The sequence below is a fragment of the Citrobacter sp. LUTT5 genome (assembly GCF_009905315.1).
GTDB lineage: Bacteria > Pseudomonadota > Gammaproteobacteria > Enterobacterales > Enterobacteriaceae > Citrobacter > Citrobacter freundii.
On record NZ_CP047606.1, the window covers coordinates 4,446,180 to 4,470,138 of the forward strand.

At 52.8% G+C, this 23,959-nt stretch carries 19 protein-coding genes; 8 read left to right on the forward strand and 11 right to left on the reverse strand.

Going from position 1 to position 23,959, the window contains the following annotated elements; genetic code table 11:
- Window positions 1-145 precede the first annotated feature (145 nt).
- The gene (fbp, locus tag GUC46_RS21220; RefSeq protein ID WP_003025742.1) at window positions 146-1,144 is read left to right on the forward strand and encodes a class 1 fructose-bisphosphatase; all 999 of its coding nucleotides are present in this window, start codon (window positions 146-148) and stop codon (window positions 1,142-1,144) included.
- 114 nt (window positions 1,145-1,258) lie between these two features.
- Here fbp and GUC46_RS21225 read toward each other — a convergent pair whose 3' ends face one another.
- The 5 genes from GUC46_RS21225 to ytfQ form a co-directional block, all read right to left on the reverse strand.
- Complete coding sequence (locus tag GUC46_RS21225) at window positions 1,259-2,371, reverse strand: methyl-accepting chemotaxis protein (RefSeq protein ID WP_088902795.1); 1,113 nt, start codon at window positions 2,369-2,371, stop codon at window positions 1,259-1,261.
- 103 nt (window positions 2,372-2,474) lie between these two features.
- The gene (gene yjfF / locus GUC46_RS21230; RefSeq protein ID WP_003025736.1) at window positions 2,475-3,476 is read right to left on the reverse strand and encodes a galactofuranose ABC transporter, permease protein YjfF; all 1,002 of its coding nucleotides are present in this window, start codon (window positions 3,474-3,476) and stop codon (window positions 2,475-2,477) included.
- Entirely contained in the window at window positions 3,463-4,485 is a 1,023-nt protein-coding gene (gene ytfT / locus GUC46_RS21235) for a galactofuranose ABC transporter, ATP-binding protein YtfT (protein ID WP_008323019.1), read from the reverse strand. Before ytfT ends, yjfF begins: the two co-directional genes overlap by 14 nt.
- A gap of 13 nt (window positions 4,486-4,498) precedes the next feature.
- On the reverse strand, window positions 4,499-6,001 hold the full coding sequence (gene ytfR / locus GUC46_RS21240) for a galactofuranose ABC transporter, ATP-binding protein YtfR (protein WP_160180704.1): 1,503 nt from the start codon (window positions 5,999-6,001) through the stop codon (window positions 4,499-4,501).
- Window positions 6,002-6,104: 103 nt separating this feature from the next.
- The gene (ytfQ, locus tag GUC46_RS21245) at window positions 6,105-7,061 is read right to left on the reverse strand and encodes a galactofuranose ABC transporter substrate-binding protein YtfQ (RefSeq protein WP_003025728.1); all 957 of its coding nucleotides are present in this window, start codon (window positions 7,059-7,061) and stop codon (window positions 6,105-6,107) included.
- Window positions 7,062-7,370: 309 nt separating this feature from the next.
- Between ytfQ and ppa the strand changes: the two genes are divergently transcribed.
- The gene (gene ppa, locus GUC46_RS21250) at window positions 7,371-7,898 is read left to right on the forward strand and encodes an inorganic diphosphatase (RefSeq protein WP_003025726.1); all 528 of its coding nucleotides are present in this window, start codon (window positions 7,371-7,373) and stop codon (window positions 7,896-7,898) included.
- 70 nt (window positions 7,899-7,968) lie between these two features.
- On the opposite strand, the gene GUC46_RS21255 is transcribed toward ppa, so the two are convergent.
- The 5 genes from GUC46_RS21255 to tamA all read right to left on the reverse strand — a co-directional run bounded on the left by GUC46_RS21255 (window position 7,969) and on the right by tamA (window position 15,766).
- Window positions 7,969-8,250 carry a hypothetical protein gene (locus GUC46_RS21255; protein WP_003839553.1) on the reverse strand — a complete coding sequence of 94 codons (282 nt, stop codon included), beginning with the start codon at window positions 8,248-8,250 and terminating at the stop codon, window positions 7,969-7,971.
- Window positions 8,251-9,462, reverse strand: a complete 1,212-nt coding sequence (tssD, locus tag GUC46_RS21260) for a type VI secretion system tube protein TssD (protein ID WP_003839551.1) — start codon at window positions 9,460-9,462, stop codon at window positions 8,251-8,253. It abuts the gene before it with no gap.
- A 450-nt stretch (window positions 9,463-9,912) separates the two neighbouring features.
- Window positions 9,913-10,257 carry a gamma-glutamylcyclotransferase gene (locus tag GUC46_RS21265; RefSeq protein ID WP_003025723.1) on the reverse strand — a complete coding sequence of 115 codons (345 nt, stop codon included), beginning with the start codon at window positions 10,255-10,257 and terminating at the stop codon, window positions 9,913-9,915.
- A 2-nt stretch (window positions 10,258-10,259) separates the two neighbouring features.
- Window positions 10,260-14,036, reverse strand: coding sequence for an autotransporter assembly complex protein TamB (gene tamB, locus GUC46_RS21270; protein ID WP_016149465.1), 3,777 nt, complete (start codon window positions 14,034-14,036; stop codon window positions 10,260-10,262).
- Entirely contained in the window at window positions 14,033-15,766 is a 1,734-nt protein-coding gene (gene tamA / locus GUC46_RS21275) for an autotransporter assembly complex protein TamA (RefSeq protein ID WP_003025718.1), read from the reverse strand. The genes tamB and tamA overlap by 4 nt, the downstream gene beginning before the upstream one ends.
- Before the next feature lie 211 nt (window positions 15,767-15,977).
- On the opposite strand from tamA, the gene msrA reads away from it, so the two are divergent.
- Window positions 15,978-16,616 (forward strand): peptide-methionine (S)-S-oxide reductase MsrA, encoded by a 639-nt coding sequence (msrA, locus tag GUC46_RS21280; RefSeq protein ID WP_016149464.1) that lies wholly within the window; start codon window positions 15,978-15,980, stop codon window positions 16,614-16,616.
- Between the two features lie 7 nt (window positions 16,617-16,623).
- Here msrA and GUC46_RS21285 read toward each other — a convergent pair whose 3' ends face one another.
- Complete coding sequence (locus tag GUC46_RS21285; RefSeq protein WP_049015044.1) at window positions 16,624-17,679, reverse strand: LacI family DNA-binding transcriptional regulator; 1,056 nt, start codon at window positions 17,677-17,679, stop codon at window positions 16,624-16,626.
- A 190-nt stretch (window positions 17,680-17,869) separates the two neighbouring features.
- On the opposite strand from GUC46_RS21285, the gene GUC46_RS21290 reads away from it, so the two are divergent.
- The 5 genes from GUC46_RS21290 to GUC46_RS21310 all read left to right on the forward strand — a co-directional run bounded on the left by GUC46_RS21290 (window position 17,870) and on the right by GUC46_RS21310 (window position 23,949).
- Window positions 17,870-19,024, forward strand: coding sequence for a Gfo/Idh/MocA family protein (locus tag GUC46_RS21290; RefSeq protein ID WP_138828128.1), 1,155 nt, complete (start codon window positions 17,870-17,872; stop codon window positions 19,022-19,024).
- 16 nt (window positions 19,025-19,040) lie between these two features.
- Window positions 19,041-20,225, forward strand: a complete 1,185-nt coding sequence (locus GUC46_RS21295; RefSeq protein WP_048234090.1) for a Gfo/Idh/MocA family protein — start codon at window positions 19,041-19,043, stop codon at window positions 20,223-20,225.
- On the forward strand, window positions 20,222-21,289 hold the full coding sequence (locus tag GUC46_RS21300; RefSeq protein ID WP_160180707.1) for a Gfo/Idh/MocA family protein: 1,068 nt from the start codon (window positions 20,222-20,224) through the stop codon (window positions 21,287-21,289). Before GUC46_RS21295 ends, GUC46_RS21300 begins: the two co-directional genes overlap by 4 nt.
- A gap of 11 nt (window positions 21,290-21,300) precedes the next feature.
- The gene (locus tag GUC46_RS21305; RefSeq protein WP_003839535.1) at window positions 21,301-22,323 is read left to right on the forward strand and encodes a Gfo/Idh/MocA family protein; all 1,023 of its coding nucleotides are present in this window, start codon (window positions 21,301-21,303) and stop codon (window positions 22,321-22,323) included.
- 81 nt (window positions 22,324-22,404) lie between these two features.
- Window positions 22,405-23,949 (forward strand): MFS transporter, encoded by a 1,545-nt coding sequence (locus GUC46_RS21310; RefSeq protein ID WP_003839533.1) that lies wholly within the window; start codon window positions 22,405-22,407, stop codon window positions 23,947-23,949.
- Window positions 23,950-23,959: the final 10 nt, after the last annotated feature.

Sequence of the window (23,959 nt, forward strand, 5' to 3'; positions counted from 1 at the left end):
ATTTTACGCACATGTCCGGCAAGTGAGAAACGCATTTCAGGATATTCCGCAGTTTGCTGGCGCGATTCACCTAAGCGCAACAATGGAAATATTTGTTAATATTGTTGCGGTCGCTTTACTCCACATAAATTGCAGGGAAAGTGTTATGAAAACGTTAGGTGAATTTATTGTCGAAAAGCAGCACGAGTTTTCTCATGCTACCGGTGAACTCACTGCTTTGTTGTCGGCAATAAAGCTGGGCGCCAAGATCATCCACCGCGATATCAACAAGGCCGGTCTGGTCGATATCCTGGGTGCCAGCGGTGCTGAGAACGTGCAGGGAGAGGTTCAGCAAAAACTCGATCTGTTCGCGAACGAAAAACTGAAAGCTGCACTGAAGGCGCGCGACATTGTGGCGGGCATTGCCTCGGAAGAAGAAGATGAAATCGTCGTCTTTGAAGGCTGTGAACACGCTAAATACGTTGTGCTAATGGATCCGCTGGATGGCTCATCCAACATCGATGTTAACGTCTCTGTCGGTACGATTTTCTCTATTTACCGCCGCGTAACCCCAGTCGGTACTCCGGTCACGGAAGAGGATTTCCTGCAACCGGGCAACAAGCAGGTTGCTGCAGGTTACGTGGTTTATGGTTCTTCCACCATGCTGGTGTACACCACCGGCTGTGGCGTGCACGCCTTCACCTACGATCCTTCTCTGGGCGTATTCTGCCTCAGCCAGGAACGTATGCGCTTCCCGGCGAAAGGCAGCACGTACTCCATTAACGAAGGTAACTACATCAAATTCCCGAACGGCGTGAAGAAGTACATTAAATTCTGCCAGGAAGAAGATAAGTCAACCCAGCGCCCGTACACCTCGCGCTACATTGGCTCTCTGGTTGCGGACTTCCATCGCAATCTGCTGAAAGGCGGGATCTACCTGTACCCAAGCACCGCCAGCCACCCGGAAGGGAAACTGCGTCTGCTGTATGAATGCAACCCAATGGCCCTGCTGGCCGAGCAAGCGGGCGGCAAGGCGAGCGACGGTAAAAATCGTATTCTGGATATCATCCCGGAAAGCCTGCACCAGCGCCGCTCCTTCTTCGTGGGTAACGACCATATGGTTGAAGATGTAGAACGCTTTATCCGCGAGTTCCCGGACGCGTAAGCGCAACATCCGGCCTACAGCACGTTGCAGGCCGGATAAGCGAAGTGCCATCCGGCACAATACGGTGATATTGCCGGATGGCGGCGTAAACGCCTTTATCCGGCCTACGCACAGTTACGCTGTCTGTAGCTTAAATACGGCCATTGCTTCGATTAGCGCTGAAGACTGTTCTTCCAGCGAGCGGGTAGCCGCTGACGACTGCTGTACCAGCGCCGCATTTTGCTGCGCCGTTTCATCCATCTGAATCACCGCAATATTCACCTGCTCTATGCCGCGACTCTGTTCCTGGGACGCACTGGCAATTTCACGCATCAGTTTGGTCATGCGCATGACTTCATTGGCAATCTCATCCATGGTTTCGCCCGCCTGCTGCGCCAGCTCACTACCTTCCCCTACGTGGGTGTGTGAATCACTGATTAACGTGCGGATCTCTTTGGCCGCCTCGGCGCTGCGGCTGGCCAGATTACGTACTTCACCTGCAACAACCGCAAAGCCCCGCCCCTGCTCACCGGCGCGCGCCGCTTCAACGGAAGCGTTGAGCGCCAGGATATTGGTCTGGAAAGCAATACCGTCGATTACGCTGAGGATGTCGGCGATTCGGCTGGAGCTGCCGGAAATATCGCGCATTTTCTCGATCACATAGCACACCATTTCACTACCGCGATCGGCGGTATCCGACACCGATTTTGCCAGTTGGTGAGCCTGTTCCGCGTTCTGCGCATTCTGTTTCACCGTCGCCGTGAGTTCTTCCATGCTGGCGGCGGTCTGCTCCAGTGAAGTGGCTGTCGATTCAGTGCGTTGCGCCAGATGCTGGTTCCCGGCCGTCAGTTCACGACTGCCAATATCAATTTGCGAACTGGCATCGCGTACGCGTTGTACCGAGTCGCCCAGCGCATGGCGCATGTCATCCATTGCCGCGTTCAGGCGGTTGAATTCAGCGCTGGCCGACAGCGTGGTAACCGGTGATAAATCCCCCGTCGCCAGACGTTCCAGTTGCTCAACCATATTATCCAGCGGTTTGAGAAACTTATTTCGCAGCATAAACCAAATAACCGCCAGCAATACGATAGCAGTCAACATCGCAGTGCTCATAATACTGTGATAAATCAATGAGGTAATGACACGCGTAGAGGCATATAGCCCCATACCACCGGTCAGTAACAGAAGGAAAGTCAGCAAAGACAATAACACCAACAAACTTGATCGAATTGAAAGGGATTTTGGCATCGTTATATTTCCGGTTGTAGGGTTAAAACAGACCTGTACAGAACCTATCGACTACAACCGGAAAAAGTTTAGGTATTTAAATGTTTTGTGCAAAATCAGGATGTTACTTTGGTGTTGCCGCCGTGCCCACTCGGGTAACCGGCGAGCTTTGACGATTTTCCCAAAGCACCGTCAGACCGCGTTGTAACGCTATAAAAATAAACAATAAAATGCCAATCGCGATCTTCGTCCACCAGGAACTTAATGTGCCATCAAAATTAATGTAGGTCTGGATCAGCCCTTGGATCGCCACGCCAAATAGCGTACCCAACACCGTTCCCACGCCGCCGCTTAGCAGCGTTCCGCCAATCACCACTGAGGCAATCGCATCCAGCTCAACGCCAACGCCCGCCAGCGCATAACCCGCCTGGGTGTAAATGGAAAACACAATGCCGGCAAGCGTCGCCAGCCCGGTAGACAGCATATAAATGCGGATCGTTGTGCTGCGAGTAGAAATGCCCATCAGGTTAGCAGAGGTGGCGTTGCCGCCAATGGCGTAAACCTGATTACCGAAGCGCGTACGGTGCGCAAGGAAGATGCCAATCACCACCACGCCCAGCATTAACAACCCCATCGCGCTCAGGCGACCGCCGCCAGGAATTTTCCATGCCAGACTTGAGAGCGTGTCATAAATCGGATGGTTAATTGGGATCGACTCTTCAGAGACCAGATAGCTGACGCCGCGCAGGAAGAACATTCCCGCCAGAGTGATAATAAATGCCGGGATCTTCAGCGCATCAATCAGTAACCCCATAAATGCGCCAAACGCGCAGCCCATCAGCAAAATCAGGGGGAACGCCAGCAGCGGGGAAATACCCCAATAGCCAATGGCCTTCGCCAAAAATACGCCGGTAAACGCGATCACCGAGCCAACGGAAAGGTCGATCCCGCCAGAGAGGATCACGAAGGTCATGCCCACGGCAATAATCCCTAAAAAAGCGTTATCGGTCAGGATATTGCAAATCACCCGGGTGGAAGCAAAAGCTGGAAACTGCGTCAGGCAGTAAAGGTAGCCCAGCACAAACACGCCGAGGGTGATCATCAGCGGTAAATTACGTTTTATCATGACCACGCACTCCTTTTATCAGGCTGATAAAGCGTTGTGATTGCACGACCAGCACACACAACACCACCACGGCTTTGACCACCTGATTCAGTTCCGGCTGGAAGCCCGACAGCAAAATCCCGGTGTTCATGCCCTGAATAATCAACGCGCCTACCACCGACAGCAGCAGGTTAAAGCGCCCGCCCATTAGCGAACCGCCGCCGATAACCACCGCCAGAATGGCATCTAACTCCAGCCATAATCCGGCGTTATTGGCGTCTGCCCCACGAATATCCGCCGTGACGATAATGCCAGCGATAGCCGCGCACAGGCCGCTCAGCACATAGGTGAGCATCACGATAATGCGGGTGTTCACCCCAGCGTTTTTTGCCGCACGAATGTTGATACCCACCGCTTCGATAAACATACCCAGCGCCGTTTTCCGCGTCAGCAGCCAGAACACCACCAGCGTGAGCAGTGCAATAATTACCGGCGTAGGGAACAGTAAGAGCGAGCCGCTACCAAACCACGACAGCTCGGGCGAGTTGAAAGTGACGATTTGCCCGGAAGTGATAAGCTGCGCCACTCCACGCCCGGCCACCATCAGGATTAGCGTGGCGACAAACGGTTGGATCTTGAGTATGGCCACCAGAATCCCATTCCACAGCCCAGCCAGAATGCCGGAGCCTAAGGCGGCAAGCAGCACCACCGGTAGACTGTGCCCGGCCACCGTCATCGCCGCAGTAGTGGCGCCAGCAATAGCCATGACGGCCCCCACGGAAAGGTCGATGCCGCCGGTGGCAATCACCAGCGTCATACCAATCGCCAACAGCGCCACGGGAGCGGCGCGGTTGAGAATATCAATCGGGCTACCAAACAGCCGACCATCCTGCAAAATCACCTGGTAGAAGTGCGGGGCGACCAGGCTATCCACCAGCAGCACCAGCAGTAGCGCCACCAGTTGTGGCATCCCCTTTGGCCAACGGAACCGCCGTTTAGGCGGATTGGATTGAGGGAGGGATTGAGGCATCACCATAGTCTCCTTAGGCCGCAATGGCGTTCATGATCGCCGGTACGGACAGTTCAGCCAGTGGGATCTCGGCCACTTGTTTGCGATCGCGCATAATAATGACCCGATCGGCATAGCCCACTAACTCTTCCAGTTCGGATGAAATGACCAGCAGCGCCAGACCATCCGCGCACAGCGTTTCGATCAGGCGGATGATCTCGGCATGTGCGCCGACGTCGATCCCACGCGTGGGTTCATCGAGGATCAGGAACTGCGGTTTGGTCAGTAACCAGCGCGAGAGCAATACTTTTTGCTGATTGCCGCCGGAGAGAAACTCGATCGGCTGTTCAGCGTTGGGGGTGCGAATTCCGAGCTGGCGGATAAAACGCTCGGCAATCTCGTTTTGTTCTTTCCGTGGGATAGGCCGCAGCCAGCCGCGCTGCGCCTGCAATGCCAAAATGATGTTTTCCCGCACCGAAGCGGCGGCAATAATGCCATCCGTTTTGCGATCCTCCGGACAGAAACCGATCCCCAGACACGAAGCCTGATGCGGCGATCGCAAGGTCTGCGGTTTGCCTTTGATCAGCGCTCTTCCGCTGTCGGCGGGTTTAATACCGAAGATCACCTCTGCCGTTTCCGTTCGCCCGGATCCCAGCAGCCCTGCGAGACCAACGATCTCACCGGGACGCACCTGTAGATCAAACGGCGCGATGGTGCCTTTTTTGCCAAAGTCGCTAAAGGTCGCCACCGGCTTATCGCTAAGCAATGTGCGTCCCGCACGCTGTAGCGCATGGGTATCCAGTTCGCGACCCAGCATCATTTTGACCAGTTCAATTTGCGGTAATTCCCGGGTTTCACGGCAGCCAACGAAGCCGCCGTTACGCAGAACGGTGATGCGATCGCTGACCTGATAAACCTGATCGAGGAAATGAGTGACGAAGATCAGGCTGACGCCCCGATCGCGCAGATGACGCATCAGGCCGAACAGCATTTCAACTTCCTGGGTATCGAGGCTGGCGGTCGGCTCATCGAGGATCAGCACTTTCGCGGAGAGATCGATCGCCCGACAGATGGCGACGATTTGTTGCATCGCCACGGAAAAGCGGTTCAGCGGCTCACGCACGTCAAGGGAAAAACCGTATGACGCCATCAGCTCCGTCGCGCGTTTTTCCATCTGCTTGCGCTGAAGCAGGCCAAAACGCCGCGGCTCACGACCAATAAATAAGTTATCGGCAACCGACATATTGGGCAGCAGGTTCACTTCCTGGTACACGGTGCCAATCCCCAGTTGCTGGGCATGGGCGGTGTTTTTGGGGGAGATCGGTTGGCCTTCGAGCCAGATAGTGCCGCGATCTGCATGGTAAACGCCGGTCAGCGCTTTGATGAGCGTCGATTTGCCGGCTCCGTTTTCCCCCAGCAGCGCCATAATTTCACCGCGACGCAAGCTGAAATCCACGTTATCCAACGCTTTGACGCCGGGAAAGAATTTGCTTAATCCTTCGGTGCGGAGGATTTCCTGATGTTGGTCGGTGGTCATGATTCCCCCTGCATCACGCCGGATGGCGCTACGCTTATCCGGCCTACAAAAGAGCGTAATGTAGGCCGGGCAAGCGCAGCCCCCCCGGCATTTTCATGAAGGCTTAGTAGCCCATGTTTTTCTTCTTCTCTAACTCTTCTTTCGCCGTATCCGGCAGATAGAGGATCGACTTGGTAATGGTCAGCTTCTCAGGCATCGTGCCGTCTTTTTTGAATTTCTCCAGCGCGTCGAATGCCGGCCCCGCCATATTCGGCGTCAGTTCGACACTGGCGTTGGCTTCACCGTCAATCATCGCTTTGTAGATATCCGGTACGCCGTCGATAGAACCGGTGAGAATATCTTTGCCGGGTTTCAGACCCGCTTCTTTGATCGCCTGGATAGCACCGATCACCATGTCATCGTTGTGGGCGTAAACCATGCAGATGTTCTTGCCGTTGTTTTCTGCTTTGATAAAGCTCTCCATCACTTCTTTCCCTTTACTGCGGGTGAAGTCACCGGACTGAGAGCGGATAATTTTGATGTTTGGCGCACTGGCGATGGCTTCAGCAAAGCCTTTTTTACGATCGATCGCCACGCTGGCCCCGACGGTCCCTTGCAGCTCAACGACGTTACACGGCTTGCCGTCCACTTGTTTAATCAGCCAGTCGCCAATCAATTTGCCTTCCAGCACGTTGTCGGCGGTGACGGTGGTCATATAGAGAGATTTGTCTTTTACATCGATGGAACGATCAAGCAAAAAGACCGGAATGTCGGCATCTTTCGCTTCTTTTAAAACCGGCTCCCAACCTGTTGCCACGACCGGCGCAATAAAGATGGCGTCGACGCCCTGCGCAACAAATGAGCGAACTGCTTTAATCTGGTTTTCCTGCTTTTGTTGGCCATCAGCGATTTTCAGCGTAATTCCCCGCTTTTCGGCCTCGCTTTTCGCGACGTTGGTTTCTGCTGCGCGCCAGCCGGATTCAGAGCCAACCTGCGAAAATCCTACGGTTAAAGGGGCTGCCATTGCCATAGACGACATGGCTGCCGAAACTGCTGTGACTAAAAGTAAGCGCTTCCACATAAGTGCGTCCTCGTAGGGTGATTATTGTTGGTTAATTAACCGTTGCGAAAAAACTATAGACAATTGAGCATGTAACGGATTGCGTTACATCACACTTCAAAAAAGTAAATAAAACGTTAATCACAACTTTGTAATCGCTTTCATCTCGCTATGAAAAATGCGGCTGAAGATATGGACTTTTCTGTCACGAGAGAGAGGTAAAAAGAAGAAAATGCACGCAGAGAAAGCGAAAACAAGCGGAGACATTCCGCGCGAGTTGGCTATAATACCCGCCACTTGTTTGCCATAGCTTATTTAAAGGAAACAGACATGAGCTTACTCAACGTCCCTGCCGGTAAAGACCTGCCGGAAGATATCTACGTTGTTATCGAGATCCCTGCTAACGCAGATCCGATCAAATACGAAGTTGACAAAGAGAGCGGCGCCCTGTTCGTTGACCGCTTCATGTCCACCGCGATGTTCTATCCGTGCAACTACGGTTACATCAACCACACCCTGTCTCTGGACGGTGACCCGGTAGACGTTCTGGTCCCGACTCCGTACCCGCTGGAGCCAGGTTCAGTGATTCGTTGCCGCCCGGTTGGCGTACTGAAAATGACCGACGAATCCGGTGAAGATGCGAAACTGGTTGCGGTACCGCACACCAAGCTGAGCAAAGAATACGATCACATCAAAGATGTGACCGACCTGCCGGAACTGCTGAAAGCGCAGATCACCCACTTCTTCGAGCACTACAAAGACCTCGAAGCTGGCAAATGGGTAAAAGTTGACGGTTGGGACAACGCTGAAGCTGCTAAAGCTGAAATCGTTGCTTCCTTCGAGCGCGCGAAGAAGTAAGTTGGCTTTCTAAGATCAGCATAACTTATTGAAGCCCCTCACTTTATGAGGGGCTTTTATTGAGATCAATCTAAACAATTAGTTTCAGTTCAGGCTTCGTTTCAAAGAAACGTTCTTGTTCTTGAAAATCTATTAACCTACTAGCCCCTTCAGGTATTTTGGTTCTCGAAATTTTCACTCCAGATTTACAGGTTTCGCACCAAATAACCTTCCAGCCAATATCACCATTATCGAAACCAAAGTATTGATAAGAAAGTCCTTTTTTACCACATGCTGGGCATTCACATGAACTGTAACTACCATCATCTTTTGGTAAGTGCTTCATCCATTCAAGATAGGTCAAAGAGTTCATCTATTTGTACTCCTCTAGCTTTCCGGTCTTATTATTCAGGTAAAATTGCCAAAAGCTATCTTCAATACTATGGGCGGCTTTTTCATTCAATATCAATTCTTTATTCATCTTGATTGCATCATCAGCATATGTATTTGGATGCTTAAAAAGATAGATTTGCATAGTATGTGTTCTTTCATGTCCTAACGTTTTTATTAATTGCTCAATATCCGCAAAAGCATCCGGGTACAAATCAATATCACCACTAGGGTGAGTATAACCATAGATATTCTTACCTTTCAGGTCAGAATCCCTGATAATTCTCACTTTAACTCCCCCCAAGCCTATCCCACCTTCACGTGCAGCCTGTTCAACATAGCGCATCTGCATAGGCACTTTTAGATCTGAAAACACTTCAGTATTGCTAGTCCGACGATATAAATTTTCAGTGGTGTTACTACGCCCTAATGATATGCTCTTGGTTTCAATCCGCCCCAGCTTTTCAAGACTTCTTATCGTCGAACTTAACTCCATCCTCCCAAGCCCATAACCAGCGGCAATAGAGGCAGCCGTAATGGCGACGCCGACCGTTTTCTCATTAAGAATCTGATCGTAGCCTTTGACGGCATCACCACCCAGTTTTTCTGCAGTGTCCCTGAACCCTTCGATGTTACCGTTATAAATCCCTCCAGCCGCCAGCAATCGGCCCACACCTGCACTGTTAAGAGTTTGAGTCTGGGGTTTCGGAATCGGAACAAAAAGCTTATTGTAGTCTGCAGGTAAAGCCAGATAGCTACACTCGGTATTGCTTATCAGGTGCTTACAAAGGATATAATCATAATTTACTGATATTATTTCTGTATCTATCTGGTCTTTTATAACCCTCATCTGAATACTTGATATCGATGCACCTCTGAGCTGAATATAATAATACTTCTCCCATTGACCATATCTATTTATGTGATAAAACCAAAACTCTAGAAACAGGTTTTCATTGTTATTAATCGCATTCATTAATAGTGGTGAGCTTTTATCTATTTGCTTACTGAATGTTAAGTTCTTTAGATTCGTACCTTTACCTGTACTCGCTACTCCTGCAACCAGAGAAAAAACAAATATTTCATTCACATGATTCTGTTGCCACCGATTACCAACTGAATCAATTGTGCCACATCCATCAGAAATATCGCCTTGTTGTTCACCAATGAGCTTGAGATAAACAATATTACTCATTCCATTACTATCCTTACCTGGATAATTATTTTTACAGAATGAGAGTGCAACTAAAATAAAATTATTTCTGCTAACGTGATCATATTGCCTTACAATAATCCACGGTGATGTTTTGAGTAAAATAATAAATTATATTAATTAACGCTTTATTGAACAGGTATTTTTATGTGATGAAAAAAAAGAGAAATGCTTCCTGATAGCCCAGGATTACAGCGACCATCGTATAAAACAACGCCACCCGAGGGTGGCGTGTTATACCTGTCGTCTTTCAAACTGCCTCTGCGTTGGCTTTACTCGGCCTTTGGCCTCGCCCCTTCGGGGCCAGCGTAAGCGCTGTTCAAACTGGCTGTGCCAGTTTGTCCTCGCTCACCCCAGTCACGTACTGAAGTACGCTCCTGGGGATTCTCTGCGTCGCCGCCTTGATGCAACTCGAAATCCATCAGGTATATGTTAGTACTGGTCTCTGTCTAACCAGTTACCGCTTTCAATCAGCGTTAAGCCATCAACCGGACGTTGGTACACGTACATCCATGCACTTCCGTACGGCGTTTGAATTAACTGGCGTGCGTATTCACCGCCACGGGTACGCAGAGCGTCAAGCTCTGCCAGCGTGGCGTTATCAATACGATAAACTTCCCCGTGTACTGTTCCATTTCCCGGAACCGCGCCTGGATAGTGGCCCAGGCTGTACAACTGGTAGTTATCGATACTGAAATTTCCCAGCAACAGGGCATTGGTCATCCAGTGGCTGTTGCCTTGTTTGGTTCGTAAACTGCCGTAGACAAATATTCGCATTGCTAAAACTCGAACTGATAGAGCAAATCAAGTGCCTGATCTACGCCAGACACTGCTTCCAGATATAGCTTAGGCATCAGACGATAACGTAGCGTGAGTGTCGCTAAGGAGTCAAATATACCCACACCATATTTCACCTGCAGACCTGGCAGTACGTATCCGCTGACAACCACCTGAGATGAGTCGCCCACCCCTTGCGTGTCCAGTGCCAGATTGCTTACGCCAAATGTCTCCCCGATTTTACCCACAACCTGACCACTTTGTGCAACCCCCAGACCAATAAGCATTGAGGTCATCGCTGCGCTATCGCTCTGCTCGCTATCCAGCCCTTGTCCGCGTAGCAGATAGGAAAGCGCCATTTGCTGCGACATTGCCGGGTCAGAGAAGATCTCCGCCTTCGGTTCATCGGCGGTACCAGTGACGCGAACGCCAGCGATCACGTCGTCTTCGGTGGCATCAGGGTTACGAATCGCTTCGATGTTAAGCAACGGCTGATCCGGCGGACCGGAGAACAACAGCTCGCCCTTACGCACAATCAGATCCTGACCATAGGCATGGAAGCGACCGCTCGGAATATTAATTTGTCCGTTCAGCCCCAGCCCCTGCTTATCCTGCACCACTTTCAGATCGCCCGTCAGACGCGCTTTCAGACCAAAGGCGTCAAGACGCACGTTGTTACCGACGTGGATGTTCAGGTTGCTGTTGATCGGAATGCCGGCGGTCTGCGGTTTCTCGGGCTGCAGATTGTTGTTAAGCATGACCATATCGCTGGAAACCCCAACCGCGCTTTCCGGCAGGTCATGTACCACGATACGCGCCCACGGCACATCCACGTTGCCATCGAGGGTGAACAGGCTTGGCGTGGCTTCAAAGACCACGTCCGGCGAGACATCCAGGCGGACCATTGGCGGTACGGTAATACGCACCCTACTGCCTTTAGCCGCGACGCGCGCCCGCCAGTTGTCTATCTGACTCCAGTCGGCATCGCCGCTCAGGTTAATTTCTCCCTGCTGCGTACGCACCACGCCCGCCAGCGTTGAGCGTGTTCCTGTGAAGTTAACGGCTAACTGGCTTGGCTGCATGTCAAACGGCATAAAGTTACCGTCTATATCAAGACCGCTCAGTTGCAGCTGTCCGAGCAACTGCGGGCTTTGCACATCGCCGCCGAGGCGCAGGTTGGCGTTGATCATCCCTGCAGCTTTTTCACCGCGCGAGAAGATGGGGTTCACCATCGCCAGATTGAAGTTGCGAATATTGACGTTACCGCCCAGATTACGGCGCCCTTGCGGATCTGTTACCTGCACCTGTCCGTCAAACTGTCCGTTGTTGGTCAGACGAATCAGCCAGCCCAGCTCGGCACGGTTATTGTGCAGGTCGGCGGTCAGATTCAACGTCTCAAACGCCACGGGGAGCGGTGCATCATTCACGCTTTGCGTGACCTTCACGTTACGTCCGCTTAGGGTGACCTGCCCCTGTGGCAGCCCCTCTTTGGTGGTGTCCCAACTCACATCGGCTTTACCGGTGAACACGCCGCTGGCCTGGGTTGTCTCCGGCATAAACGGTTTTAGCATCGCCAGGTCGAAGCGGTTTAGATTCACCACCGCGCGCCCTTCCGCGCCCGCATCAATCGTCTGTGGTACGCACAGCTCCGCATTTGGGTTGTTCCAGCAGTGCGGTCCGATACTAATTTTTTGTTCCTGATTACGGTAATCCAGCGCGATAGCCCGGTTGAGCGACCACGGACCGACCGGCGTCTGGAAGCGGGTATTGCTTAACTCTCCTTTCCAGCGCTGTTCTTTGCGATCAAAGCTCCCGGCAAGATCCAGTTGCCCGGAAACCGGTTCCCCCTGAATGCGCAACTGCAGCTCGTGCTGCTTTTCACTGCCTTTGGCGTTGAGCGTCACCAGGCCAATATTCACGTCAGGTTGTACAATCCGCTCTACGCGAACATTAAGATTACCGGCGATTTGCTCGGCCGATTTAACATCCCCTTCAACACGTACCTGAGCAACGGAAAGTTCCTGCCAGCGCAGACCACGGGCGGTAATATCCGCCAGCAGCTGTGGTGCTTCAACCGTACCGCGAACTTTTACCAGCCCTTTCGCCGTACCACCCAGCCCCGGCAGCGCGTTATCCAGGCTTGGGGCATCAATCGTCGCGTCGAGGTTGAGGTCTTTAACCCCCAGTTCACCTTTTACGTCCGCACTGTTGCGTCCCAGTTCCAGATGCAGGCCCGGGATCGTCCACTGCAGGTAGCTGTTCCCCTTCAGCGAACCGTTCACATTGACCTTATTCTGCTTCACGTTGCCGGTCAGCTTCAGCTCGGGAACCTCCATCTGCCAGCTTCCGCCGTACAGACTGCCGCGAGTTTTCACCAGGCCATTCAGTTTTGACGGCCAGTCCGGGATCGCTTTTGCGGTGTTGATACCATCCAGCGTTAGCTCCCCGCGCCAGCTGATCGCCTGCTGCCAGTCCACCAGTGCTTTCAGCTCGGTTTTCCCTTCCAGCGCCGCAACGCTGAGTTTGTCGAGATTGATCTGCTGCTCGTTGCCTTTGGCGTCCAGCGTGATGGTAGCCGGTGGAATATCCTGGCCTTTCACGGCGGTACGCATCGACAGCGTATAGTCGGTCATCTTACCGGTCAGTTTGAGTTTGATGTCATCGGCCTGGAACTGTTTCTCACCGGTAAACGGCCAGTAAACCTGCTTACTCACCACCTCAATGTTGAGCGGTAATCCGGCTTCAGCCAGACGCGTCTGTGCACGCAGGTCCATATCCACCGGACCAGACAGATTGACGCCGACTTCCAGCTGCTCGCGCAGCGCGCCGCCGACCTTCAGCTTCACCTTTTCGCCTTTTAACGGGTCGATGTTTAGCGTGCTGTTTAACGTAATATCAACCGGCCACGTGTCGGTCAGTTGCGCCGTGCCGCTGGCTTTTACCGTTCCCTGATTCGAGTCGATGTCCAGCGCGTCGAGCTTCATGTTGCCGTCAATGCTGCTCACTTTTAGCAGCATGCTATGGACCGTTAAATCCGTATCTCCGGTCACGCGCAGCTGCTCGCCGCGAAACTCTTCAATATTGAGATTGAGCGGCAGATGGACATCGGTCATTTCCGGCAGCACCGGCTGTGAGAACAGATCTTTTAGCGTTTCGCCGAGCGGCTTTTCATCCGGCTGCGGGTTTTGAATCTTCGGTTCGACAACCTCTTCCTGCGCCACTTCCGCCACTTTGGGCAGAGCAATCAGCAGCCCCTGTAATGACGTTGGCTTCAACGTCAGCGTTTTTTCCTGCCAGTTCAGGCCAGAGGTAAAATCCAGCACCGAAACCGTGGTGTCATCGATTTTGATATTGATGTTGTTAAGCGCCACGCGTGAAAGCGTGATGGGGTAAGGCGTGGAAAGGTTAAGCGGACCGCTCTCTTCTTCCTCAACCGGCGCGGATGGCGGCATCTTTTTGCTGTCGATCGCCACATTGATGTTTTTCAGTGCCAGATCGTTGACGCACAGACTGCTGTCCCACAGGCAGTTAAGCCCCACAGCCAGATGCACTTCGCCGGCATTCACCGCCACGCCAGGCTGGTCATAACGAATATTTTTCAGTGATAAATCCCGCCAGCCGCCGGTGACCTGACCAATCTCCAGCCCCGGAACCCAACGATTAGCTGCTTTGAAGATCAGATGCAGGCCCGAGGTGGTACCGACGAGGAACGCCACCGTGCCTAACAACAGCAGGATAAAAATCAGCACACCGAGGCTTATCTTCTTCCATAAACTCATAATTCAGGCCCCAGACCGATGTAAAACTGTAAACCATGTTCATCTTTGTCGCCGACCGGGACGGCAAAGTCGAGCTTGATAGGGCCCACTGGTGATTGCCAGCGTACGCCGACCCCGGCACCGGTTTTGAAATCGCTTCGGCGAATATCGCTGACCGCTTCACCGCTATCGACAAACATCGCGCCCCACCATTTACCGGTCACGTTGTACTGGTATTCCAGCGAGCCAGTTGCCAGCTTGGAGGCCCCTTTCAGCTTGCCGTCGCTACCTTCCGGCGAAATAGATTTGTATTTATAGCCGCGAATACTGCGATCGCCCCCGGCGAAGAAACGCAGGTCCGGCGGTACTTTGTCGAAGTCTCCGGTCTCAATCCAGCCGAGATTACCGCGCATCACAAAACGATGGCGATCGTACAGCGTGCGGATCCAGACGTTTTGCGCCTGGAAAACGGAGAAATCAACATCTGACCCCCAGGCGGTGTTGGAGTAATCAATAGAATAACGCTGAGAGTCGCCCCAGACAGGCATCAAGCCGCCGCGTGAACGCGTCCGGCTGATCATCACGCCCGGATAGAGCAGCATAGTGGTGTTGGTGACGTTACCCTGGGTAAAGTGGTCGAGGCTCCAGCGCAGGTTAATCGCGCGCTGCCAGCCGCTGGAGAGGTCCCAGTAGCGGGAAACCGCAAGCGTTGTGGAATCCTGCTCGGTATCGTTTAAATCGGTTCGCTTAAAGCCGCCCTGTACCAGGTAATACTGTTCCAGCGGGTTCTTTAACAGCGGCATTTTATAGCTGAAATCAAGCACCTGCTCTGGCGCCGAGATACTGGCGCTGGTTGTCAGGCTGTGGCCGTAGGAGTTCATCCACGGCTTTTTCCACGAGGTCTTCACCCGTGGTCCAACATCAGTTGAATAACCAACCCCGGTTTCGATGGTGTTTTCGGTGCGCGGTGAGACCACGCCTTTCAGCGGCAGCACTTTGGTTTTGCGGGCTTTATCAAACTCCGGCGCGACGACCACGGAGTTAAACCATCCGGTCGCCGACAGACGACGGTTCAGTTCGCCCAGATCTTTCGACTCGTACTCTTCACCTTCTTTAAAGGGCACCAGATTTTGCAGATACTCATCGCGAATTTGCGAGCCTTCAAAGGTGACATGCCCAAAGCGATAGCGTTCACCGCTGTTGTAATCGATATCCCAGAACGCCTGGCGGCGCTCAAGCGCTATTCCAAGCTGGCTTTTATTAAATTCACTGTCGAAATAACCTTTGCGCAGCGCCACGCTGGTGAGTGACTTTTTGAAGTTGTCATAGTCCCCCTGATTCAGCACGGTGCCGATTGCCGGGCGCGTTTTCAACAGATCCAGATAATCTTTATCCGTACGCGCGCCACCACGCAAAATCACCTCGGTGCCACCAATCAGCACCGGCTCGCCGGGGGTCACTTTGGCGATCAGCACCTGGCGGCCTTTCGCCGGCGGTGGACGTAGTTCAAAATCAATGGTCGGCTCAAAGTAGCCCAGCGCTTTTAGCCCTTCGCGGATGGCATCATCAACGCGCGCACGAAAGCGTCGGTCTGGAGTGACTTCATCACTTTGAATCGTGGACAGCTGCGCACGGACGTTTTTCTCCAGCGGTCCTGATAATCCTTCGACCTGTAAGCGAACATTCGCGGCGGCGGCGGAGCCACTTAAGCACAGTAATCCCACCCAACATAACTGACGGATATGTGGCACATTTTCTCCTGAATATCCTTTTTTCCCACCCCTGGAAAAAATACTATGCCGTTCCTCGGCTTAACAAAAAATCAACAATAAGAGTTGAAAAACAGACGGCAACCCAAATATTTCTTATGTTTAACTCTAGACGTATTCACGCCGTTTATTGTGGGCAAAGACGCGTCTCGTTACAACCTTAACCCAAATGACTGATTTCGGGAGAACGGCCATGAGTTTATTTGATAGAAAGCATCTTGTTACTCAAGCAGATGCGCTACCTGGACGCAACACCCCGATGCCAGTGGCAACGCTGCATGCGGTTAACCAACATTCGATGACCAACGTGCCCGACGGTATGGAGACCGCTTATTTCGCCATGGGATGTTTCTGGGGCGTTGAGCGTTTATTCTGGTCATTACCCGGTGTATACAGCACGGCAGCCGGATACACCGGCGGCTACACCCCAAACCCAACCTATCGGGAAGTGTGTTCTGGCGACACTGGACATGCCGAAGCGGTACGCATCGTCTATGACCCGCATGTTATCAGCTACGAACAACTGCTGCAGGTGTTCTGGGAAAATCACGATCCGGCGCAGGGCATGCGTCAGGGGAACGACCAGGGTACGCAGTATCGCTCCGCCATTTACCCGTTAACGCCGGAACAAACCGCCGCCGCACAGGCCAGCCTTGAGCGTTTTCAGGCAGCAATGACCGCCGCAGGCGACGAGCGCACCATTACCACGGAAATCACTACGGCAACGCCTTTCTACTATGCCGAGGACGATCACCAGCAATATCTGCATAAAAATCCTTATGGATATTGTGGCATTGGCGGGATTGGCGTTTGCCTGCCGCCAGAGCGTTAATCCGCGATTAACGCGCTACCGTCACCCGCGCGGCATGGCGCGTTGCGTGGGTAACGGTGCCTCGATCCGTCACCTTTCCTTTCAGCAACAGGTTAAAAACCGGCGCAGAGGGGCGATTAAGACGGTTCTGCAGCAAATGCACCGCTTCCACGCCCAACGCCCGACAAGGAATCGTGATACTGGTCACCGCAGCAACGATATGCGCGTCCAGTTCCTGAACATCCGTCGTCATCAGCGACAACTCACCGGGTATCTCCACGCCAATCTTTTCCAGCACCCGCCGGATGCCCGTCGACATTGACGCCCCGGCGCAGAAAATAACTTCCGGCCACGCTTCACGTGGCGTCTCATGTAGCCAGTTGCCTATCGCCCGCTCTGATTCGTCCTCAGAAAAGCCCTCCGTTACCAGCAGATCGCGCCCGGTATCAAACGGTATTTGATACTGTCGGTAGACCTCCTTGATGCCCTCCAGACGCCAGTACATCGTTTCCCGACGCAGGCTGGTGACATGGAGAATACGCCGGTGCCCCTGATCAAAAAGATATTGCACAGCACGGTTGCCAATCGCCCGATGATCGGGGGATACCGCATCCAGCAACCCTTCCTGGTCCTGCGAATTAATCAACACGCAGGGTTTATCCAACAGTTGCGCCAGTTTATGCACGGTCGGGTCATCAATGCCGATAAGAATAATCGCATTAATATTCTTATTGTTGGCCTTTTCCTGAAAGACCTTGATATCCGCACGTTGCTCATCCAGTCCGCAGTAACTCAGATAGACATCATGTGGCGCTATCGCCTCGGCAATGCCGCGTGTCACTTCGAGGTAAAATGCATCGCCACGGGCGGTAAAGGTGCGCAACGGGGCGAAAACAGCAATGCCGTTGATCAACAACCGCCCGCTGGACAACGAGTCCAGAACCCCCAGCCTGCGCGCGCAACTGACAATCGCCTCACGTGCTTTATCGCTGGTGTATGACTTTCCGCTAAGCACCCTCGACACCGTACTCACCGAGTAGCCCGTCAGAGCAGCAATTTCGTCCATTTTTAGCTTGCCAGACATTCTGTGACCTCACTCGCAATCAATCTTTGCAATTTTTTGCAAACGTAGTTCATTGACTCTAAAACACTTTTTCAATGACTGAACAAACTTCTTTTTCATCCTGCAACCGTTCTCACAAAATCACATTGTCGATATTCCAGGCGTTTCTTATGTTCCGCATATCCCTTATTTCTGACGAAAAAGGCACGACATGAAAAAAATACGCTTTGGCATTATTGGGGTTGGCAACATCGGTACCGTCCACGCACGCTACCTGCTGGCCGGAACGGTACAAGAAGCAGTGCTCGCCGCAGTGTGCGATAACAATCCGGATAAACATCCGGCGATCCGCCGGCTGGTCGGCGAAGAGGTGAGATTGTTCAGCGATGCGCGAGAGATGCTGGAAAGTGGGCTGATCGATGCCGTCATCGTCGCCACGCCGCATTATGACCATCCGGGCTTATCGATGATGGCCATGCGTCTTGGTATTCATACGCTATGTGAGAAGCCTGCAGGGGTCTACACAGCGCAGGTACAAGAGATGAACGCCTGCGCGCGTGAATGCGATGTGGTGTTCAGCATGATGTACAACCAGCGCCCCAATCCGCTGTATCAGAAAGTAAAAGATCTGATCGACAGCGGCGAACTCGGCGAGCTGCGTCGATCTAACTGGATCATTACCAACTGGTATCGTTCGCAAAGCTATTACAACTCCGGCGGCTGGCGCGCGACCTGGAAAGGTGAAGGCGGCGGCGTGCTGCTGAATCAGGATCCGCACCAACTCGATTTATGGCAATGGCTGGTCGGCATGCCGGTACGCTTGCGTGCTTTTTGCCAGTTTGGCAAGCATCGTCAGATTGAGGTCGAAGATGACGTCACGGCCTACGCAGAATACGCCAACGGCGCAACCGGGGTGTTCATCACCACCGTCGCCGAAACGCCAGGCACCAACCGCCTCGAAATTGTCGGCAGCAGGGGAAAAGTGGTGGTAGAAGAAGGTCGCCTGCGCTTCTGGCGACTGCGTGAATCCGAAACCGAGTTCAACGCCCGCTGGCAAAACGGTTTTGGTGAGCCGGAATGCTGGGAAGTGACCATCCCTACCGCACCGGAATGCAGCGAGCACTATGTCATTACCCGCAATTTTACCGCCGCGATCCTGCACGGCGAGCCGCTGATCGCCCCTGGCCTGGAAGGCATTCGCGGCCTGACGCTTTCCAATGCGATGCACCTCTCTACCTGGACGGATGACTGGGTAGAGCTGCCGCTTGACGAGCAACGCTACTTCCAGCTGTTACAGGAACGTATCGCCTCTTCAGTGGAAAAAAATACGGCCAGCCGCACGCTGGACGCTTCCGGTAGCTGGTAACGCGCAGGAGAAAATCATGCTGAACATTGCGATTGTCGGTACCGGGAATATCTCCCACAACCACATTCAGGGCTATTTACAGTTCGCGGATCGTTGTCGGATTGTTGCGCTGGTCGATATCTACCCGGAGAAAGCAGAGGAGAAGAAATCACGCTATGGCCTGAGCGAAGCGCAAGTCTTCCGCAGCCATCAGGCGATGCTTAACGCAGGCATTGAGGTCGATGTGGTCGATGTCTGCACGCCGCCGTACGTACACGCAGGCATCAGCATTGAAGCGCTGCACGCCGGAAAACATGTGCTGTGCGAAAAGCCGATGGCCGCCTCGCTCGAAGAGTGCGATGCGATGATCGCCGCGCAAAAGGCCAGCGGGAAAATCTTATCGGTCATCGCCCAAAACCGCTTTACCGATGCCTTCTGGCGTTTGAAAACCGTGGTTGATTCCGGGCTGGCGGGCAAGATTTGCCATGCGCAGGTGGATTCGTTCTGGTGGCGCGGACACTGTTATTACGATTTGTGGTGGCGCGGCACGTGGCAGAAGGAAGGCGGCGGCTGCACGCTGAATCACGCGGTGCACCACATCGACGCCATTCAGTGGATGCTCGGCTTCCCAACGGAAGTGGTGGCGATGATGACCAACGTCGCCCACGACAACGCCGAAGTCGAAGATCTTAGCGCGGCTATTTTCAAATACTCACACGGGGCGCTGACGCAACTGACCGCCTCGGTGGTGCATCACGGTGAAGACCAGAAAATTGTTATTCAGGGCGAAAAAGCGCGAATTTCTGCGCCGTGGCAAGTCCATGCCAGCCAGTCGGCGGACAACGGCTTTCCGCAAACGGAAAATAACGGTGAGCTGGAACAAGGTCTGGACGCACTTTTTCACGCTACGCCAGCGCTGCAATGGACGCTGCATACCGGGCAAATCGACAACCTGCTTAGCGCCATCGAACGACAAACCCGTCCGCTGGTCGATGGCGAACAGGGCAAACGCTCGCTGGAGCTGATCACCGCTATCTATAAATCCGCCATCACCCGCACGGTGGTGACGCTGCCCATCCACCACAGCGATGCGTTTTATCGCACCGGCGGCCTGATTGAAATCGCCCCGCATTTCTATGAGAAATCCGCCTCCGTGAGCAATTTTGCGGAAGTGGGCGCCATCCCTCTGGGTAAAGACTTAGATTCAGGAGTTAAATCATGAACAAGCAAGACGGAATGAACTACGCCCCTACCGGGAAGCCTCAGCCGGTCGTGAAGCCTGGCGAGTTTGTCATTGCCGCCGCCACGCTCGACCACGGCCATATCTACGGCATGTGCAACGGGTTGATTGAGGCAGGCGCCACGCTGAAATGGGTTTACGATCCCGATCCGCACAAAATAGATCAATTTTTGCAGCAGTATCCGCAGGCGCAGGTGGCAGATTCGCTCGAAACCATCCTCAACGATCGTGAGGTACAACTGGTTGCCGGGGCGGCTATTCCGTCTGAACGCTGCCCGCTGGGGCTAAAGGTAATGGCGGCAGGGAAAGACTACTTCACCGACAAGGCTCCGTTAACCACCCTTGCACAACTGGAAGACGCCAAAGCGATGGTGGCGAAAACCGGACGCAAATACGCAGTCTATTACAGCGAGCGTATGCACGTTGAAAGCGCTGTCTTTGCTGGTCAGCTCATTCAGCAAGGGGCGATTGGGCGCGTGATGCAAACCCTGGGCACAGGGCCGCACCGTGAAGGCAATGGGCGCCCGGACTGGTTTTATGACAAACGCTACTTTGGCGGCATTCTGTGCGACATCGGTAGCCATCAAATCGAACAATTCCTGTTTTATACCGGCAACCGCGAGGCACACGTCGTCGCCAGCCAGGTACGTAACGTCAATCATCCGCAGTACCCGCAGTTCGAAGACTTTGGCGATGCCATGCTGGCGGGCGACAACGGCGCAACGGGTTATTTCCGCTGTGACTGGTTCACGCCGCAGGGGCTCAGTAGCTGGGGGGATGGACGCCTGACGTTGCTGGGTACCGAAGGTTACATTGAGATCCGCAAGTATGTGGATATCACCCGAGGCGAACAGGACGTGGTGTATCTGGTGAATAAAGAAGGAGAGTTTCGTTTCCCGGTCGCAGGAAAAGTCGGTTTCCCGTTCTTCGGTGAATTCATTCTCGATTGTCTGAATCGCACGGAAAACGCCATGACTCAGGCCCACGCCTTTAAAGCCGCAGAGCTATGCGTGAAAGCGCAAATGCTGGCGAATGCCCGCACATAACCGGAGGTGACATGACAACACTCAATGCCGCCATCATCGGCGCGGGGGCGATTCACCGCAGCCACGTTAACGCCCTCCGGCTTTTGCCGGGGGTCACGCTGCGCGCGCTGGTCGATATTGATAGCGCCAACGGTTTGCAACAGGCCATGGCGTATAACTGCCGCTTTTACCAGAATTACCGTGAAATGCTGCTGGATAATGACATCGACGTCGTCCATATCTGTACACCTCATTTCGAGCACAAAAACATGATTACCGCCGCGCTTGCCGCCGGGAAACATGTGTTTTGTGAAAAGCCGGTGGGGTTGAATTGCACAGAAGTCGCAGACATCGCTAACGCAGCAGCGTCCGCCCAGGGCTTGCTGGGCGTGTGTTATCAAAACCGGCTTAATCCAACCAGCTTACGTATCCGCGACGAACTGGCGAAAAATACGCTGGGTAGAATGTTGAGTATTAAAGCGGTTTTGACCTGGTCACGCTCTAAAGCGTATTACAGCGAAAGCCCGTGGCGTGGGCGTTTTGCCAGCGAAGGCGGCAGTTTACTGATCAACCAGGCCATTCACACTCTCGATCTGATGCAGTGGTTCGCCGGCGGTGTAACGCGTTTGAAAGGCGTGGTGGACAGCGGCGAACTGGCAGACGTTACCGAAGCCGAAGACTGCGCGATGGCGACCCTGCACTTTACCAACGGTGCCCGCGGTCTGTTTTATGCCAGCAACTGCAATACCCTCGATTCACCGCTGCTGCTGGAGATCCATTGCGAACACGGCATGCTGCAGCTCACGGATAACACCCTGTGGCGCGTTACAACGGATCGGCGCCTGAAGCTGGATTGCGACGGTTCACCGGACGGCCACAGTAAAAGTTACTGGGGCCTGGGCCACCAGCAGGCCATTCGTCAGTTTTATCATGCTATTACTCATGGAGGTCAAACAGAATATATCAATATTAATGATGCCCGCAAATCACTGGCGATGGTCGATGCTATTTATCATTCGTCTAAAACCCGACAATGGATAACCATTAATAATTAAAAATTAACCTAGAACTACAGAATTAATAAACATCAGCCGGATAATACCGGAGTACAAATACCCTACATACTGGAAAATATTATGGTCAAACCAACTGAACGCAGAGTCAGTTATGGTGTAGCGATCGGCTATGGCATTACTGATTTATTTGGCGGCGGTGCTTTCGCCATTATCGGAACCTGGCTTTTATTTTTTTATACCACCTACTGCGGTTTAAGCGTACTGGAAGCAGGCTCAATATTTGCTATTGCCCGCGTGATTGATGCGGTACTCAGCCCAATTATGGGTTACATCACTGATAACTTTGGCAACACGTGGCTGGGTCGACGATTTGGCCGCCGTCGCTTCTTTTTATTACTCAGTTCTCCTTTAATGTTTCTCTATGCTCTACTGTGGCTGACCGACATGGGTTACTGGTATTACCTGGGAACCTATCTGTCAATTGAGCTACTGTCAGCGATGGTGCTGGTGCCGTGGGAAACCCTCGCCGCAGAGATGACCAATCGCTACGAAGAACGCAGTCGCCTCTCCGGCGTGCGCATGATCTGCTCGCAGTTGGGCGGATTCCTTGCCGTCTCGGTACCCGGTATCCTGATGCAGTTCACCGGCAAAGATAATCCCTTTACCTATACGCTAACCGGACTGATTTTTTCCGTCGTGTTCTGTCTTGCCGTATTTATAACCTGGCGCTGTACATGGGAAGCCAAAGACGTTCAGGAAGAGACATTTCAGGCTGACTTACAACGAAATAGCGGGCTACTGAATCACCTTAAATATTTAATACTTGATCTGTTTTCGTCATTCCGTATCCGGGCATTTCGCTTGCATATCATTATTTATATTTTCTCATTTACCGCCATGGATGTATTCGGCTCGGTTTTCACCTATTACGTGGTGTATTGTTTAAGCCAGGATGCCGCCTCCGTTTCGGGCTGGTTAAGTATTGCCGCCTTTGCTTCAGTATTTGGCACCTATGGATTTATGCTACTACTGAACAAACTCAATATCACCCCGTCAGCGGCACTACGTCTTTCTTACACCTGTATATTTAGTGTATTACTCTTTTTATTTATTATTTATTACACTGAAACCCAGGTATCCAACATTCTGTTCTCGGCGGTATTTATTCTACTCGGTATGGCGCGTTCCGGTCTTTACTATATCCCATGGAATATCTACAGCTTTATTCCTGATATCGACGAAATGGTTACCCAACAGCGCCGTGAAGGGATTTTTGCAGGCGTTATGGTACTCACCCGCAAAAGTACCGTGGCAATCGCTATTTTGCTTATCGGTATGGTGCTGGAAGAGTCTGGCTTTATAAAAGGCAGCGGCGCACAGCCGGAAAGCGCGCTCCACGCTATTATCGGATTGATGATCTTTGCTACCGCGGCGCTGCTGGCGGTGAGTTTCTACGCGACCTACAAATTCAAACTCACTCGCGAAACCCACAAAGTTCTGCTTAAAGAGATCGCTCGCCGCAAGCTGGGTGGCAACTATCGCGACTGCGATGAAGAAACTCGGGTGGTGATCAAGCAACTTACTGGCTACGAGTACGATGAAGTTTGGGGTGGCAGCGCCACGCAGCGTGCGACGGGACGCGTCAGTCTCTCAGATGCAGAATAAGGAGCGCATC